14 protein-coding genes are annotated in these 15,865 nt (G+C 72.7%); 10 read left to right on the top strand and 4 right to left on the bottom strand.

Features of this window, described 5'->3' with window-relative positions; translation table 11 throughout:
* The first annotated feature begins 20 nt into the window (after nucleotides 1-20).
* From ACIPUC_RS04015 to ACIPUC_RS03995, 5 genes are all read left to right on the top strand, one after another.
* On the top strand, nucleotides 21-614 hold the full coding sequence (locus ACIPUC_RS04015; protein ID WP_446586602.1) for an RICIN domain-containing protein: 594 nt from the start codon (nucleotides 21-23) through the stop codon (nucleotides 612-614).
* Nucleotides 615-650: 36 nt separating this feature from the next.
* Nucleotides 651-1,325, top strand: coding sequence for an RICIN domain-containing protein (locus ACIPUC_RS04010; protein WP_446586601.1), 675 nt, complete (start codon nucleotides 651-653; stop codon nucleotides 1,323-1,325).
* A gap of 119 nt (nucleotides 1,326-1,444) precedes the next feature.
* Nucleotides 1,445-2,560: a hypothetical protein gene (locus ACIPUC_RS04005; RefSeq protein WP_446586600.1), complete on the top strand. Its 1,116-nt coding sequence runs from the start codon at nucleotides 1,445-1,447 to the stop codon at nucleotides 2,558-2,560.
* 202 nt (nucleotides 2,561-2,762) lie between these two features.
* A complete protein-coding gene (locus ACIPUC_RS04000; protein ID WP_446586599.1) occupies nucleotides 2,763-6,986 on the top strand; it encodes a polymorphic toxin-type HINT domain-containing protein in 4,224 nt (1,407 codons plus the stop codon).
* Between the two features lie 17 nt (nucleotides 6,987-7,003).
* Nucleotides 7,004-7,336 carry a hypothetical protein gene (locus ACIPUC_RS03995; RefSeq protein WP_446586598.1) on the top strand — a complete coding sequence of 111 codons (333 nt, stop codon included), beginning with the start codon at nucleotides 7,004-7,006 and terminating at the stop codon, nucleotides 7,334-7,336.
* A 111-nt stretch (nucleotides 7,337-7,447) separates the two neighbouring features.
* Here ACIPUC_RS03995 and ACIPUC_RS03990 read toward each other — a convergent pair whose 3' ends face one another.
* Entirely contained in the window at nucleotides 7,448-7,909 is a 462-nt protein-coding gene (locus tag ACIPUC_RS03990) for a MarR family winged helix-turn-helix transcriptional regulator (protein ID WP_446586597.1), read from the bottom strand.
* A gap of 150 nt (nucleotides 7,910-8,059) precedes the next feature.
* Between ACIPUC_RS03990 and ACIPUC_RS03985 the strand changes: the two genes are divergently transcribed.
* From ACIPUC_RS03985 to ACIPUC_RS03975, 3 genes are all read left to right on the top strand, one after another.
* Nucleotides 8,060-9,286, top strand: a complete 1,227-nt coding sequence (locus ACIPUC_RS03985; RefSeq protein WP_446586596.1) for an MFS transporter — start codon at nucleotides 8,060-8,062, stop codon at nucleotides 9,284-9,286.
* 93 nt (nucleotides 9,287-9,379) lie between these two features.
* Nucleotides 9,380-9,808: a GlcG/HbpS family heme-binding protein gene (locus ACIPUC_RS03980; protein WP_446586595.1), complete on the top strand. Its 429-nt coding sequence runs from the start codon at nucleotides 9,380-9,382 to the stop codon at nucleotides 9,806-9,808.
* A 74-nt stretch (nucleotides 9,809-9,882) separates the two neighbouring features.
* Entirely contained in the window at nucleotides 9,883-11,541 is a 1,659-nt protein-coding gene (locus ACIPUC_RS03975; protein ID WP_446586594.1) for a beta-N-acetylhexosaminidase, read from the top strand.
* 13 nt (nucleotides 11,542-11,554) lie between these two features.
* Here ACIPUC_RS03975 and ACIPUC_RS03970 read toward each other — a convergent pair whose 3' ends face one another.
* Nucleotides 11,555-12,079, bottom strand: coding sequence for a MarR family winged helix-turn-helix transcriptional regulator (locus ACIPUC_RS03970; protein ID WP_446586593.1), 525 nt, complete (start codon nucleotides 12,077-12,079; stop codon nucleotides 11,555-11,557).
* A 160-nt stretch (nucleotides 12,080-12,239) separates the two neighbouring features.
* Here ACIPUC_RS03970 and ACIPUC_RS03965 point away from each other — a divergent pair, with 160 nt between their 5' ends.
* On the top strand, nucleotides 12,240-13,277 hold the full coding sequence (locus ACIPUC_RS03965) for an alkene reductase (RefSeq protein ID WP_446586780.1): 1,038 nt from the start codon (nucleotides 12,240-12,242) through the stop codon (nucleotides 13,275-13,277).
* 28 nt (nucleotides 13,278-13,305) lie between these two features.
* Here the strand turns inward: ACIPUC_RS03965 and ACIPUC_RS03960 are convergent, their stop codons facing one another.
* Nucleotides 13,306-14,112, bottom strand: a complete 807-nt coding sequence (locus tag ACIPUC_RS03960; protein WP_446586592.1) for an endonuclease I family protein — start codon at nucleotides 14,110-14,112, stop codon at nucleotides 13,306-13,308.
* A gap of 214 nt (nucleotides 14,113-14,326) precedes the next feature.
* Here ACIPUC_RS03960 and ACIPUC_RS03955 point away from each other — a divergent pair, with 214 nt between their 5' ends.
* On the top strand, nucleotides 14,327-14,893 hold the full coding sequence (locus ACIPUC_RS03955; RefSeq protein ID WP_446586591.1) for a DJ-1/PfpI family protein: 567 nt from the start codon (nucleotides 14,327-14,329) through the stop codon (nucleotides 14,891-14,893).
* An 87-nt stretch (nucleotides 14,894-14,980) separates the two neighbouring features.
* Here the strand turns inward: ACIPUC_RS03955 and ACIPUC_RS03950 are convergent, their stop codons facing one another.
* Nucleotides 14,981-15,793, bottom strand: a complete 813-nt coding sequence (locus ACIPUC_RS03950) for a glutamate ABC transporter substrate-binding protein (RefSeq protein ID WP_446586590.1) — start codon at nucleotides 15,791-15,793, stop codon at nucleotides 14,981-14,983.
* Nucleotides 15,794-15,865: the final 72 nt, after the last annotated feature.

The following is a 15,865-nucleotide window of genomic DNA, read 5'->3' as shown; positions in this document are numbered from 1 at the left end:
GAGAAGAACGGAAACACCCCATGTCTCGGATCGTCCGATCCGTTCTGGCCATCGGGGCCAGTGCCGCCGTGCTCGCCGCCGGCGTGACCGTCGCCGTCGCCGCCGCAGAGCCGTCCACCATGTCCGTCACCGCGTCGTCCGTCACCGCCGCCGTCGCGGCGCCCTCGGCCGTACAGCTCAAGGCCGAGCACAGCGGCAAGTGCCTCGCGATCGGCAACGCCGGCCTGCGCAACGGCATCAACGCCGGCCAGGCCACCTGTGCCGACGACGCCGAGAACCAGAAGTTCGACATGGTGCCCTCCGGTGCGGGCACCTTCGAGCTGAAGTTCAAGCACAGCGGCAAGTGCCTCGACGCGGAGAGCGCCGGCACCGCGAACGGCACGGTCGTCCAGCAGTGGTGGTGCGTGGGCGCGCAGAACCAGCGCTGGCGCCTGGTCATGGTCGACATCGCCAACGAGCTCTACGAGCTGCGGCCCGCCCACACGGCAGCGAACGCGCAGCGCTGCCTGAACATCGCGTCCGCCGGCAAGGACGACGGCGCCGCCGCGCAGCTGGCGTCGTGCAGCGGCTCGGGCGCCCAGAAGTGGCGCATCCAGCCGGTCACCGCAGCCTGAGCAACCGTCAACCCGCGAGAGGAAACCGATCCCATCATGTCTCGGATCATCCGGGCCGCCCTGGCCGTAGGCGCCACCTTCGCCGTGCTGGCCGGCACCGCGACCGCCGTACAGGCCGACACGGACACCGATGCCCGTTCCGCGGCCGAAGCCGCTCGCATCGCGGCCGAGGCGGCACGGAAGGCCGCCAGCGGTGACGCCGCCGAAGCGGCCCGCGAGGCTGCGCTCTCGGCGCATGCCGCAGCGCAGGAGGGCAAGTCCCGCGCCGCGATGGCGCCGGCGGCCATCACGCTCACGGCTGCCCACAGCGGCAAGTGCCTGGACGTCGAAGGCGGCAAGACCACGGACGGCATCAACACCCAGCAGTACACCTGCAACGGCAGCGACGCCCAGAAGTGGAGCGCGGTCGCCGCGACGGGCGGCAGCTTCGAGCTGCGCTCCGTCCTCACCGGCAAGTGCCTCGAGGTGCAGCAGCAGGGCGCCAAGAACGGCGCGGCCGTCCAGCAGTTCAAGTGCGGGCAGGGCGCGCACCAGCGCTGGCAGCTGGTGCTGGTCGACAGCGTCCGCAAGCTGTACGAGGTGACGCCGATGCACGCCGCCGGCATGTGCCTGGACGTCCCCGGCGCCAAGAAGGACAACGGCGTCGACACGCAGCTGTACACCTGCAACCGGTCCGACGCCCAGCTGTGGCAGGTCCAGCAGGTCAAGTAGGCCTGCCGAACGGGGGCGCGCGAGCGCGCCCGTTGAAGTCGCGGAGGGGCAGGGCCGGGCGTACGGCCCTGCCCCTCTTCGGCTGTGAACACGTTCTTCTTTCCCAAGGGGGTCTTCAGTTGAGTCGTCAGTGGTGGGGTGCGCGGACGGCGGCGGCCGGCGTGCTGGCCGGCGGGATCGCGATCGCGGGCACGGCCCCGGCGTGGGCGGACGCCCGTATCGCGGCCGCCGCGCCGTCGGTCGTTGCGGGCGTGCAGGCGGAGCAGGCGCTTTCGCCCGAGCTGGCCGCGGCGGTCGAGGAGGCGCGCCGACGGGTGACGTCGATGGCGAAGACGCACCCGGCCGCCGAGGTGCGGACGTCGGCGTGGAACGCGCTGCGGAGTTCCCGCGGCGACGAGGCGCTCCTCGAGTGGCTCGCGCCCGCCGGCGGTTTCGACTACGCCAAGCAGCGGGCGCGGGACACGCGCGCCCGGAACAAGGCGTTCTGCGAGCGCGTCGTGGCCACGCACACGGCGGGATTCTCCCCCGAGGTGCGGGCGGCCGCCGCGCGGGCGCTGAAGGGGAGCGTCGCCGAGCAGGCGGCGTTCGTGAAAACGGGGTACGCCGACGCGCAGCAGCGCGACCGCGCCGTGCGCGAGGCCGCCGAACAGCAGCGGCTGGAAGTTGCCGCCAAGGACCGGGACTTCGTGCGCACCCTTGGTGAGAACGACCCGGGCGAGCAGGTACGGGTCGCGGCGCAGTGGGCGCTGCGACCGGGTGCCGCGGACACCGACGTGGCGGAGTTCTTCGGCTACGGGTGGGCCACGGGCGCGGCGTTGGACCTCGAGGCGTATCGGACGCGTGTGGCCGACGGAGAGACGATGCGGCACCACACGCTGACGCTCCTGATCCGGGAGGCCACGGCGGCCGAGGCGGCCGTCAAGGATGCGGCGGACGCGGCCCGGGCCCGCGCCGAAGCGGAGCGGGCCTGGAAGGCGGTGTCCGAACACGCCGGCGCGGCGCAGCGCGCGTGGCTGGCCGAGCAGGCCGCCGCCACTGCGCAGGCGGAGAACTGGCGGGCCGTTGCCCTGCTGTCCCGGGAGTCCGCGGAGCAGCTCTGGAAGGCGGTCTCGGGTACCGCCGAGACCAACCAGGGCGCCTGGGCCGGGGAGCAGGCCGGGGCCGTCGACGCGGCGGCGTTCTGGAAGGCCATGTTCGAGCGGGCCCAGGACGGCGAGAACCGCGCCCGGGGCTGATCCCGAGGATCCGGCCGGCCCGTGACGGGCCGGCCGGACTGCATTCGACCACCCCGTCCGCTGACCTGGGCGGGGGTTTCTTGATCCATTCGTCTAGGGGGTTCCCGTGAGGGGAAGGTTCCGGCCCAGGGCCGGAAGGCTGCGCGTGGGCGCGGCCGCGAACGTACGGAAGGCCGTGGCCGCAGCGGTCGTCGTGGCCGGGGTGGGCCCCCCCCCCCCCCCGGCCCCCGCCCCCGGCGAGGCCGCTGCCGCGACCGCCGCCGTACACAACGAGAAGGCGTCGCTGACGAAGACGCTCGCGTCGCTCGACCAGCTGGCGGGGGCGCTCAAGCCGAAGACGTCCGGCGCGGCGCCCGCCGCGAAGTCCGAGCTCCAGCGGATCAGCGACGAGCGGGACCGGCAGCTGGTCGAGGACTTCGCCGAGTTCGACGAGGAAGAAGAGGTCCGCGAGGCCGCCAGGAAGGCGCTGCAGAGCACCGACCCGAACGCCGTCCGGGAGTTCCTGGAGCGCGGCGAGTCCGAGGCGCGCCAGCGTGCCAAGGACAAGCGCGCCGGTGCCGACACCGCGAACCGCCAGCAGATCGAGAAGCTGCGCGGCACCGGCGGCCCGTTCTTCAACGCCGAGGTCGAGCGGGTCCTCAAGGGCACGGCACAGGACCGCGCCGACTTCCTGGCCTTCGGCGCGGACATCGCCAAGCAGCGTGACGAGGCGGACAAGCAGAACGCCGCCAAGCGCGCCGAGGAGAACCGCAAGCGCGTCGAGATGCTGGCGTCGGTGGGCGGACCCGCGGTGAAGCAGGCCGCGCGGGCCGCGCTGGACTCCAAGAACGACGCGGTGATCGCGGAGTTCCTGGAGAAGGGCTACCAGGTCGCGGCGCAGCAGGACGCCGACGACCGGGCCGCGCACGAGAAGGCGCAGAAAGAGGCCCAGGAGGCAGCGGAGAAGCTGCGTGAGCTGGCCCGCAAGGCGGCCGTCGCCGCCGAGGCCCGTACCAAGCTGATCGCCGCGCACGGCGACGCCGTGAAGGCGCTCAAGAAGGCCTCCAACGCCATGTCGTCGGCGGCGTCCGCCTCGCGCGAGGCGGACCGGATGCTGGCGGCCGACCGGGCCGGCAAGCGCCTGTCCAACTACGACCAGGTCAAGGCCGAGGTCGCACGTCAGGTCGGGTACGGCCAGGACGCCTCCAAGGCCGCTCAGGTCGCGGCCGCGCAGGCCAAGATCCAGGCCGATGTGCTGGTGCAGACCGGCCTGGAGCACGGCACCCAGTGGTCCGAGGTCGCCTCGGGCATCGCCGCCGCAGCGGAAGCCGCGGTGAAGGCCGCCCAGACGGCCCAGCACGCGGTGGACGCCACCGCCGCCGACGCCGCCGGCCTGAACGCCCAGAACCAGGCCGAGTTGCACGAGCAGCAGGCCAAGAAGTGGCGGGCGAACGCCGAGGAGCAGGCCCGGGCCGCGGCCCGGATGGCCGAGGCCGCCGAGAAGCAGGCGAAGATCGCCGCGACCGCCGCGGCGCGGGCCAAGGACGCGCGCGTGGCGGCCGAGCAGGCGGAGCGCGAGGCGTGGGAGCACGCCCGCAAGACCCGCGAGGCCCGTATCGAGGCGCAGCGCCAGGCCGCGATCGCGGCCGAGCAGCGCAAGATCGCCGAGCGTGAGCGCGACCTCGCCGCGGCGGCCCGGGCCCGGGCCGAGCGCGAGCGGGACATCGCCGCGGCTGCGCGTGCGCGCGCCGAGGCCGAGGCCCGTACGGCTTCCGCCGCCCGCGCGCAGGCGCAGGCGGCCGCCGCGACGGCGGCGTCCGCGCGCGCGTCCGCCGCCCACCAGGACGGCATCGCCGCCGAGGCGGACCGCAAGGCGCGGGACGAGGAGACCAACGCCCGCAACGCCCGCAACTCCGCGTTCGCGGCCGAGCAGCGGCACGACGCGGCGGAGGCCCGTGCCAAGGCGACCGAGGCGATCGCCGCCTCCGGCCGCGGCACGATCGACGCGGGTGTGGCCCGGGCAGCCGCCGACCAGGCGCGCGCCGACGCCAACACCGCGGGCCAGGCGGCCGGTCAGGCCCGCAGCGCCGCGGGCACCGCCAGCGGTGCGGCCGTACGGGCGCGTTCCGCCGCGACGGAGGCCGCGGGTGCGGCCGCCCGGGCGCGGGCCGCGGCGGCCGAGGCCACCGCGCACGCCGCGCGGGCGAGCGCCGCGGCGAACAAGGCCGAGGCGGCCGCCGCGGCCGCCGACGCCGCCGCGAACAAGGCGGAGGCCGAGGCCGCCCTCACGCACGCCGCCGCGCAGCGCGCCAACCAGAAGGCCGCGGAGGCCACGGCCCAGGAGGCCCGGGCCGGCATCGCCGCGCACGAGGCCGCCCGTCTGGCCGGGCTCGCCGCCATGCACGCGAACAACTCCCTCCAGGCCGCGAACCGCACGAAGGAGGAGGCCCAGGGCGCTGTTCGCGAGGCCGCGATGGCGCGGGTCCAGTCCACCATCGCCGTCAAGGCGGCGGCGGGGGCCCGCAGCACGGCCGCCGGCATCGCCGAGCCGGCCAACATGGCCATCGAGCTGACCGCGCCGTTCGCCGGCAAGGACGTCGACGCCGACTTCGCCGCCGAGGTCGCCGCCGCGGCGGAGCAGATGGGCGCGGAGCAGGTCGCCTCGGCCGAGGCGAAGGCCGCGGAGGCCGTCAAGGCCGCCGACGCCGCCGAGGCCGCTGCCCAGCGGGCCAACGCCCAGGTCGCTCCGGCCTTCAAGGCCGCCGCGGCGGCGGCGCGTTCGTCCGCGAACGCCGCGCGTTCCGCCGCGGCTGCGATGAAGTCGGCGGCGCAGGCCGCCGAGGACGGTGCCAAGGCCCGCGCGGCCGCGGCCCGCGCCAACCAGGCCGACGCGCAGGCCCAGGCCGACGCCACGCTCGCCCGCGAGGCCGCCAAACAGGCCTACGCGGACGCGACCGCGGCCCGTAACGCCGCCAACCAGGCGGAGGCGGAGGCAGCCCGTGCCCGGGGCGCCGCGGCCGAGGCGGACAGCCACGCGGTGGCCGCGAACAGCGCCGCCAACCTGGCGGAGCACGAGGCGACCGTCGCCCAGGGCGCTGCCGCCCAGGCGGAGAAGGACGCCGCGGACGCGAACAAGTTCGCGGAGTCGGCGGAGGGCCACGCCAAGTCGGCGGAGGCCGCGGCCAAGAACGCCAACACGTACGCCCGCGAGGCGGACGAGGCGGCGAAGAAGGCCGAGGAGTACCAGCGCGAGCAGGAGCGCAAGGCCCGGGAGGCGGCGGCGAAGGCCGCCGCGCAGAAGGGCCAAGCCCCGAAGCTGACCGAAGCGGAGCTCCAGGCACTCAAGCTCGCCGGTATTACGCCGGAGGAGTACGAGCAGGCCCGCCAACTCGAGAACAAGGACCTCGCCGACTTCCTCATGGAGAACGGCGGCGAGATCATCGTCGACCTCCTCTTCGAGGACATCAAGAAGTGCTTCACCGAGGGCAACTTCGAGAGCTGCTTCTGGGCCGTGGTCGGCGCCCTTCCCTGGGGCAAGGCGCTGAAGGTCATCAAGGAGACGCCGGCGATCGCCAAGGCCCTCGTCCGCATCGTCGGCGGCCTGGACGACTTCCTCGAGAACTCCGCCAAGGCGAAGAAGGTGATCGAGAAGAGCAACGAGCTCCTCGAGAAGATCCGCAAGAACCCGCCGTGCGAGGTCAAGAACAGCTTCGCACCGGGCACTTTGGTGCTCATGGCCGACGGTACGCGCAAGCCGATCGAGGAGGTCCGAGTCGGCGAGCGGGTCATCGCGACCGACCCCGGGACCGGGCGGACCGAGAGCCGCGCCGTGACCGACCTGATCGTCGGGGAGGGCCAGAAGGCGCTGCGGGAACTCACGGTCGACACCGATGGCGCAGCCGGGAGCGCCACCGGCGCCATCACGGCCACGGACGGGCACCCGTTCTGGGTCGACAACCGCCACGAGTGGGTGGACGCCGCTGACCTCAAGGCCGGCGACCGGCTGCGCACCCCCGAGGGCGAGCTCAAGGAACTCGTCGGCGTCCGGGCGTGGACCGAGCCGATGCGGGTGCACAACCTGACGGTCGACGAGATCCACACCTACTACGTGCTGGCCGGCGCGACGCCGGTACTGGTCCACAACACGTTCGCGTGCCCCGTCGGCGTCAGGGACACCTGGCACACCGCGACCTTCACCTCTCCCGAGGCCTCGTTCAAGTACCACTTCGACAAGCACGGCCTGTCGCTCGGCAAGACTCCCGAGCAGTACCAGGCGGACGCCAAGGCGTGGCTCGAGTCGAACCCGGCCCGCAGTAGGGTCAATCAGAAACTCGTCGAAATGGAGGACGGCTCCAAGGGCATCAAGTTCACGGATCCGAACGGCGGCCCCGGAGGCATCATCTCCAACGGGAAGGTCGTCACCTTCTGGTACGACAACGACCACTAATCGCCAAGGAAAGACCAATGCTGAGCTTCGTGGACGCCTACACGCTGTGGAGGTCCCTGCCGTTCCCTCGAAGCGGACCTCTTGAGGAATCCGTACTCATCCGCAGTGATCTGGTGCTCGCGGATCAATACGTGACAACAGTGATCCGTTTCGTTGAGGACGGTGTCTTCAAGCCGGTGGTTCCGGACGCTCTGGCGCTCCTCGACGAGATCTTGGAGCGCGCCGAGAGGCTGGGCGACACCGCGGATCCCGAAACGCAGCAGATCGCCCGCTCCCAGCACGCCTACGCGGCGCTGCTGCATCTGGTCTACAGCAAGTTCCTGGAAGCAGGGGCGGACGGGCACACCTGACCGCGAGTGGTCACGGCCGGTCCGCAGGAGCGGATCCCGTTGGCCCCCGAGGCGGCGGGCACTCACACGAGTGCCCGCCGCTTCGGCGTTCTCGGGCTCTGGCATTCGGATCTAGGCGGCCGCCGGGCCGCCGTGCTCCACCACCGCGACCAGCGGGGCCAGTTGGGGATTGCGGGCGGCTTCGTCCAGTGCCTCGCGCAGCGCGGCGCCGTTCGTCGGGCGGGCGGCGGCCAGCAGGGCCAGGCCCGCCTCGCTCACGTCGGTGTAGATGCCGCGCCGGTCGGTGTCGCAGAGGTAGCGGCTCAGCAGACCGCGGTCCTCGAGCCTGCTCACCAGCCGGGTCGTCGCGCTCTGGCTGAGCAGCACCGAGTCGGCGACCTGGTGCATGCGCAGGTGGCCGCCGGGCCCGTTGTGCTGGCGGCTCAGGACGTCCAGCAGCGAGAACTCGCGCACGCTGAGGCCGTGCCCCGCCTGCAGGGCCCGTTCGATGTGCGACTCGATGCGCCCGTGCAGGAGGGAGAGGGCGCACCAGCCCTGGGAGAGGGCGGTGAGTGCGCTGTCCGTGGCCGTCATGGGCTCCTCCTTCGAAGCGGGTGGGGCACCAGGATAGGGCCCCCGCGCAATAGCCCGCGCTTGCAAGTATCCCGCGTCTGCAATTAATGTGGACGCCTGTAAGCAGCGGCAGCAACGTGTCGCCCTCCCCGCCGAAGGACACCTTCCCTCATGCCTCTCGCCCTCCTCGCCCTCGCCATCGGGGCCTTCGGGATCGGCACCACCGAGTTCGTGATCATGGGCCTGCTGCCCGAGGTCGCGGGCGACTACGGCGTCTCGATCCCCACCGCGGGCTTCCTGGTCACCGGCTACGCCCTCGGCGTGGTCTTCGGCGCGCCGCTGATGACCGTCCTCGGCACCCGCATCCCCCGCAAGCGGATGCTGATGCTGCTGATGGGCCTGTTCATCGCGGGCAACGTGCTGTCCGCGCTCGCCCCCGCCTTCGGAATGATGCTCGCCGGCCGCGTCGTCGCCTCGCTCGCCCACGGCGCCTTCTTCGGCATCGGCGCGGTCGTCGCCGCCGAACTCGTCGCCCCCGAGAAGAAGGCCGGAGCCATCGCCATGATGTTCACCGGCCTGACGGTGGCCAACGTGGTGGGCGTCCCGCTCGGCACCCTGGTCGGCCAGACCCTCGGCTGGCGCGTCACCTTCCTCGTCGTCGCCGGGCTCGGCGTCATCGGCCTGCTCGGCATCGCCCGCCTGGTCCCCGAGCTGCCCCGCCCCGAAGGCGGCGTACGGATCCGCGGCGAGCTGGCCGCCTTCCGCAACGTGCAGGTGCTGCTCGCGATGGCGATGACCGTGCTCGGCTTCGGCGGCGTCTTCGCCGCGATCACCTACATCACCCCGATGATGACCGACGTCGCCGGCTTCGCCGACTCCTCCGTGACCTGGCTCCTCGTCCTCTTCGGCCTCGGCATGGTCGCGGGCAACCTCATCGGCGGCCGGTACGCCGACCGTGCGCTGATGCCGATGCTGTACGTCTCCCTGGGCGCGCTCGCCGTCACCCTGGCCGTCTTCACGCTCACCGCCCACACCAAGGCGGGCGCCGCCGTCACCGTCGTGCTCATCGGCGCCCTCGGCTTCGCGACCGTGCCCCCGCTCCAGAAGCGGGTCCTCGACCAGGCCGCGGGCGCGCCGACCCTGGCCTCCGCCGTCAACATCGGCGCCTTCAACCTGGGCAACGCGCTCGCCGCCTGGCTCGGCGGCCTGGTGATCGCCGCGGGCCTCGGCTGGACCGCCCCGAACTGGGTCGGCGCGGCGCTCGCCGCCTCCGCCCTGGCGCTCGCCCTCGTCTCCGGCGCCCTGGAGCGCCGTACGGAGGGACGCGCGGCCCACGGCGGCAGGGTGCCCGCCGCCTCAGCCCCCGGGGCGGCCGCCGCCGTACCCGCCCGCCACTGATCCGCCGACGCTTCCCGCACACCCCCGCCCCGGCCCGCCCTCCATGCCCGCCCGGACACCCGCCGTACGACCCCGCCCCGCGAGGAGACCCGCATGTCCAGCACCACCCGCACCGCCGTCGCCCCGCTGACCACCGAGGACGCCGAGCTGCTCGTCGCCGCCGCCGACGCGGCCGCCGGAGCGGCCGGGGTCACGGTCAGCGTCACCGTCCTCGACGCGGGCGGCCACCTGCTCGCCTTCCGCCGCGACGACCGCGCCGTGCTGATCTCCGGCGAGACCAGCACCCGCAAGGCCTTCACGGCGCTCCAGCTGAACGCGCCCACCGCCGACCTGGTCGCCGCCGTCCAGCCCGGCGGCCCCTTCCACACCCTGCCCACCGCCCTCGACCGTCCGCTGCTTTTCATCGCGGGCGGGCTGCCCGTCCACCGCGAAGGCCGCCTCATCGGCGCCATCGGCGTCGGCGGCGGCGCCCCCGACCAGGACCACGGCTTCGCCGCCGCCGCGCTCGACGCCCCGGTCTGAGACCGCCGGGTCGCGCTCCCGTGTCCCCCGTGCCAGGTTGGTACGGGGGACACGGGCGCATCGGACGCGGGCGCATGAGGCGAGATCCGAGGTTTCACGTGAGAGGCCACGTCATAGCGACGGCGGCGGTCGCCGCACTGGTCACCCTTGCCGTCCCGGGCTGCACGGCCGGCTCCGACCAGGCCCGCGCACCGGCCGCACCGGCCGCACCGACCCCCGGCGCGAGCACCCCGCCCGGCCCGGCGGCGCCCGCCCCGGTGCCCACCGCGGCCGCCCCCTCCCCGACGCCCTCCTACGCCCTGTCCACCGCCCCGCGCACCATCCCGGCCGTACGGGAGCACGTTCCCGCCCGGGGGCCCGGATGGAAGCCCGCCCCCGCGGCCCGCGTGGTCGTCGCGCCGGGCGACACGGCCGCCCTGGGCGACGAGGGCAGGCTGCTGGCCGGTGAACTGCGCATGGGATACGCCGAATCGGCCGAGCCGGCCCCCGGCGACGTGCACCTGTCCCTCGCAGCCAAGGGTTCGGGCACGCCCGAGTCGTACACCCTCGACGTCAAGAACGGCCGGGTCCGCATCACCGGACCCGACGAGGCCGGGGTCTTCTACGGCACCCGTACCCTCAAACAGGCCGTGCGCAGCGCCGGTTCGGCCCCCGAGGGAACCGTGCGCGACGGCCCCGCCGAGCCGCAGCGCGGCCTCAACCTCGACATCGCGCGCAAGCACTTCACCCCCGACTGGATCGAGGACCGGCTGCGCGAGATGGCCGATCTGAAACTCAACCAGCTCGGCCTGCACTTCTCCGACGACCAGGCCTTCCGCATCGAGTCCGACAGCCACCCCGAGATCGTCTCCGCCACGCACCTCACCAAGGCCCAGCTGCGCGGTATCACCGCCCTCGCCGCCCGCCTGCACATCACCGTGGTCCCGGAGATCGACTCGCCCGGACACCTCGGCGCGGTGCTGCGCGCCCACCCCGGGCTGCAGCTGCGCGACGTACAGGGCAGGGCGGTGCAGGGCGCGGTGGACATATCCGACCCGGCCGCCGCGAAGCTCGTCGACGAACTGCTCCGCGAGTACCTGCCGCTGTTCCCCGGCGGGGCCTGGCACCTGGGCGCCGACGAGTACCAGGCGCTGGTGGTCCGCGACCCGGAGGCCTCCTTCCCGCAGCTCGCCGCCGCGGCACGCCAGCGGTACGGGCCCACGGCCCGGGTGCAGGACCTGGCCACGGGCTGGCTCGAAGACCGCGCGGACACCGTGCGCCCGTCGGGCAAGGCGCTGAAGGCGTGGAACGACGGGTTCTTCGCCGGCGGGATCGCGAAGGCGGCCGATGACATCCAGGTCGAGTACTGGACCGGCAAGGAGATCGGCGCCCGGCCGCCGCTGGAGTACCTGCGCGAGGGCCGCAAGGTCGTGAACCTCAACGACGAGTACCTCTACTACGTGCTGGGCGAGCCGAACCAGTTCACCTACCCGACCGGCCGGCGCATATACGAGCAGTGGACCCCCCTGGTCCTGCGCGGCACCACCCCCGTGCCCGCCCGGTACGCGGACCAGATCCTCGGCGCCCGGCTCGCCGTGTGGTCCGATCTGGCCGGAGCCCAGACCCAGGCCCAGGTGGCGGCGGGCATCCGGCTGCCGCTGGCCGCGCTCTCGCAGAAAGTCTGGGACGCCCGCACCCCGGCCCTGCCGTGGACCGGCTTCCAGAGCCTCGCCGACCGCCTGGACCCGCCGTGACGGCCCGCCCGTCCTAACAGGCGCTGTCGCAGTCCCCGTCGCCGCTCCCGGAGAGCTCGGCGCACAGGGTGCTCTCCACCGTGCCCAGCAGACGGGTCAGTTCGGCACGCTCGGACGCGTCCAGGCCGCCCAGGGTCTGGCGTTCCAGTTCGCCCCAGGCCCGGCGCACCTCGACGAGCAGCCCGCAGCTGGCGTCCGTGGCCTCGACCAGGGAGGCGCGGCGGTCGGCCGGGTCGGGGCGGCGCCGGACGTGTCCGGCCTGTTCGAGGCGCTGGAGCATCTTGGTCACCGTGGACGGGTCGAGGCCCACCGCTTTGATCAGCTCGGACTGGCGCACCGCCCCGCTGTCCCACAGGTGCATCATCAGGAACTCCTGCCCCGGATGCAGTCCCAGTTTGCGCAGGGCTCGGCCCGCGGCGATCCGGTGGAGCCGGGCCACGCGGCTGATGGCGTGGCTGACCGGCCCGTCCAGCACGGCGCCGGGTACCGCCGGACAGGCGGCTTCGGTACGCGGTTCCCCGGCTGCTTGCGCGGTCATGGCGGCGGTCCTCTTCTCGTCTCGGACTGGGAATCCTACCCGCCGGACAAATTTTACCTTGGTCGGCCAAGTAATGCGGTACGCTGCACCCCGAAGCAATCATTGGCCGACCAATTAACTCTGTGGGGCAGACATGACCAGCGCATTCGAACCCGTCCGCATCGCCGGTGGACTCCTCGCCAACCGCATCGCCCTGGCGCCCATGACCCGGAGCCGGGCCGGGGAGGGAGGGATCGCGACCGGCCTCGTCGCCGAGTACTACACCCAGCGCGCCTCCGCCGGCCTGATCATCACGGAGGGCATCCAGCCCTCCGCCGTCGGCCAGGGCTACCCCTTCACCCCCGGCCTGCACACCGCCGAGCAGGTCGCCGCCTGGCGCGAGGTCACCGACTCGGTGCACGCCGCGGGCGGCCGGATCTTCGCGCAGATCATGCACTCCGGCCGGATCGGCCACCCCACGCTGCTGCCGGACGGTCTGGTGCCCGTGGCACCCTCCGCGGTCGCCGCCGAGGGGCAGGTCTTCACCGGGGACGGCCTCAAGGACTTCGTGACCCCCCGCGAGCTGACCGGCGCCGAGGTGCGGGCGACCATCGCCGACTACGCAGAGGCCGCCCGCAACGCCGTCGAGGCCGGCTTCGACGGCGTCGAGCTGCACGGGGCCAACGGCTACCTGATCCACCAGTTCCTGGCCCCGGGCTCCAACCGGCGCACCGACGAGTGGGGCGGCACCACCGAGAACCGCATCCGCTTCGCCGTGGAGGTGGTCAAGGCGGTCGCCGCCGCGATCGGCGCCGAGCGCACCGGGCTGCGCATCTCGCCCGGAAACCCGTACAACAACATCTCCGAGCCCGACCCGCAGCCCGCCTACGAGGCGCTGGTCAAGGAGATCGACAGGCTCGGACTGGCCTACCTGCACGTCCTGGAGCACGGCCCCGAGGCCCGGGCGACCACCCTCGCGCTGCGCAAGCAGTTCTCCGGCCCGCTCGTGCTGAACCCGGCGACCGAGGGCCCCACCGACCACCGGGCCCTCACGCTGATCGAGGACGGCACCGCCGACCTGCTTGCCTTCGGGGCCCTGTTCCTGGCCAACCCCGACCTCCCGGAGCGGCTCCGCACCGAGGGCCCGTACAACACCCCGGACACCTCCACCTTCTTCGGCGGAGATGCCCGCGGGTACACGGACTACCCGGCCCTGTAGGGAACCGCTCCGGGGCCGCGGCGTGCGGTCACCAGATGGAGGCGACCCACTCCGGGTGGTCGATGAACGGGTTCCGGTTGTGCTGGTAGACATCGAATATGACCTGGTTGCGGCGCTGCTCGAAGGCGTCCGGCGGGTCCATCTGGTGCCACTGCTTGAGCACGCTGATCCGGCCGTGGGCGGGAGCGGAGCCGTTGCCGACCCGGTCGTTCATCTCCAGGTCCGCGAAGCCGTCGCCGCCCTCGTAGCGCACGGCCATGTAGAGCAGCATCCGCGCCACGTCGCCCTTGACCGCGTCGCGCGGCTCGAAGGAGTCGGCGTCGGTGAGGCTGCCGGGTGCCTCGCCGACCGGGCCGCCGCCGTTGTCGAAGTCCTTGTTGCCCCGGGTGCTGTTGACGGTGACGTCCTCGGGGCGCAGGTGGTGCAGGTCGGTGCCGGGACCGGTCGCGGTGCCGAAGTCGCCGTGGCTCTTGGCCCAGACGTGCTCGCGGTTCCAGTCGTCGGGGTCGCCGCCGTTGGTCGACTTCGACTGCGAGCGGCCGGAGTAGACGAGGATGACGTTGTTCGGGTTCGCCGGGTCCTGGTCGGTCACCTTGAGGGCGTTCCACACGCCGTCGTAGCTGACCTTGGACTGGTTCTTGATGATGCCGTGCAGGGCGGACTTCAGGGCCGCTCCGGTCTTGCCCTCGGCGGCGGCGTAGTAGCTGTCGACCGAGACGGCGGCGGTCTGGGTTTCCGCCGTCCGCTGCTGACCGGCGGAGGCGGCGGCCGGTACGGCGAACAGGGCGGCCGCCGCGAGGTCGGCCGCCCAGGGAGTCAGGCGCGAGATTCTCATCACGTGGGGGACCTCTCCACACGCACCGTCCCCGCCCGGGGAATTGGCGGGGTGTCAGGTGGCAGAGCGAGGCTCACATTGTCATGTGCCCTACAGGTAAAAACCATGTGTCGGGAGTGCGGACCTTGGTGTGTGCCGTCCGTCCGCCGCGGGCAGGGTAGCGGTGGCCCCTCGGGGCCCGTCCGACCGTGAAGAGCCCTTGATGGAGCAGCCCATGGCAGTGAAGATCCTGATCGTGACCGGTGACGCGGCGGAGTCGCTGGAGGTCCTGTATCCGTACCAGCGGCTGCGCGAGGAGGGGTACGAGGTCCACATCGCGGCGCCCTCGGTGAAGAAGCTGCGCTTCGTGGTCCACGACTTCGAGGACGGCTTCGACACCTACACCGAGAAGCCCGGCTACACCTGGCCGGCCGATCTGGCCTTCGCCGACGTGGTCACCGAGGACTACGCGGCCCTGGTCGTCCCGGGCGGCCGGGCGCCGGAGTACCTGCGCAACGACCCCGAGGTGCGGCGGATCCTGGCCGGCTTCGCCGAGTCGGACAAGCCGATCGCCCAGATCTGCCACGGCCCGCTGATCACGGCTGCGGCCGGAGGCCTGGCGGGCCGCCGGGTGACCGCGTACCCGGCCCTGGAGCTGGACATGAAGGCGGCCGGGGCCGCGTTCGAGGACTCCGAGACCGTGGTGGACGGCACGCTGGTGTCGGCCCGGGCCTGGCCCGACCACTCGCGCTGGATGCGGGAGTTCCTGACGGTGCTGCGCGGCAAGGCCCCGGTGGCCTGACGTGCCCGGCCCAACGGCCGGGGCGGCCCGGCCGGTTCCGGGGACGGGTGCGACGGCGGGCCGGGCCCGCCGCCGCCCCGGCGATCGTCAGCTGACCGTCGTGATCGGCGGGGCCGGCTCGTACTTGTAGTCCTGGCCGAAGTTCTTCTTCACGGCCGCTTCCCAGGAGCCGTCCTCGACCATCTTCTTCAGCGCGGCGTTGATCTTGGTCTGGAGTTCCTTGTCGCCCTTCTTCACGCCGATGCCGTAGTTCTCGGTGCTCAGGCTCTGGCCCGTCAGCCTGAACTTGCCCTCGTTGCCCTTCCTGGCCGCGTACCCGGCCAGGATGGAGTTGTCCGTGGTCATGGCGTCGACGATGTTGTCCTGGAGGGCGACGAGGCACTCGGAGTACCCGGGAAGCTCCAGCACGCTCGCCTTGGGGGCGAGCCCCTTCCTGATGTTGTCCGCCGAGGTGGAGCCGGAGACCGAGCAGAGCCGCTTGTTGTTGAGGTCCTCCGGCTTGGCGATGGAGGTGTCGGAGGCGCGGACCAGGATGTCCTGGTGGGCCACGAAGTACGGCCCGGCGAAGTCGACCTTCTCCTTGCGCTTGTCGTTGATCGAGTAGCTCGCGGCGACGAACTCCACCTCGTTGTACTGGAGCAGCAGCTCGCGGTCGTTGCTGTAGACCTGCTTGAACTCGATCCGGTCCGCGCTGTAGCCGAGCTCCTTGGCCACGTACGTGGCCACGTCCACGTCGAAACCGGTGAAGATCCCGCCGGGCTCGCGCTGTCCGATGCCCGGCTGGTCGAACTTGATGCCGACGGAGAGGGTCCCCTTGGCCTGGTCGTCACCGCCGCACCCGGAGGTGGTCAGGGCGAGGGCGATCACTGCGGCAACCGCACCGGCCTGGGGAACCTTCATTGCTGCACTCTTTCCTCGAAAAACGCGGGACGGCCGACAGGGTCGCTGGGGCGCGCGGAACCGCGGGTACGT

Source organism: Streptomyces sp. LARHCF249 (genome assembly GCF_052871255.1).
This window is presented reverse-complemented; position numbering and strand designations above follow the sequence as displayed.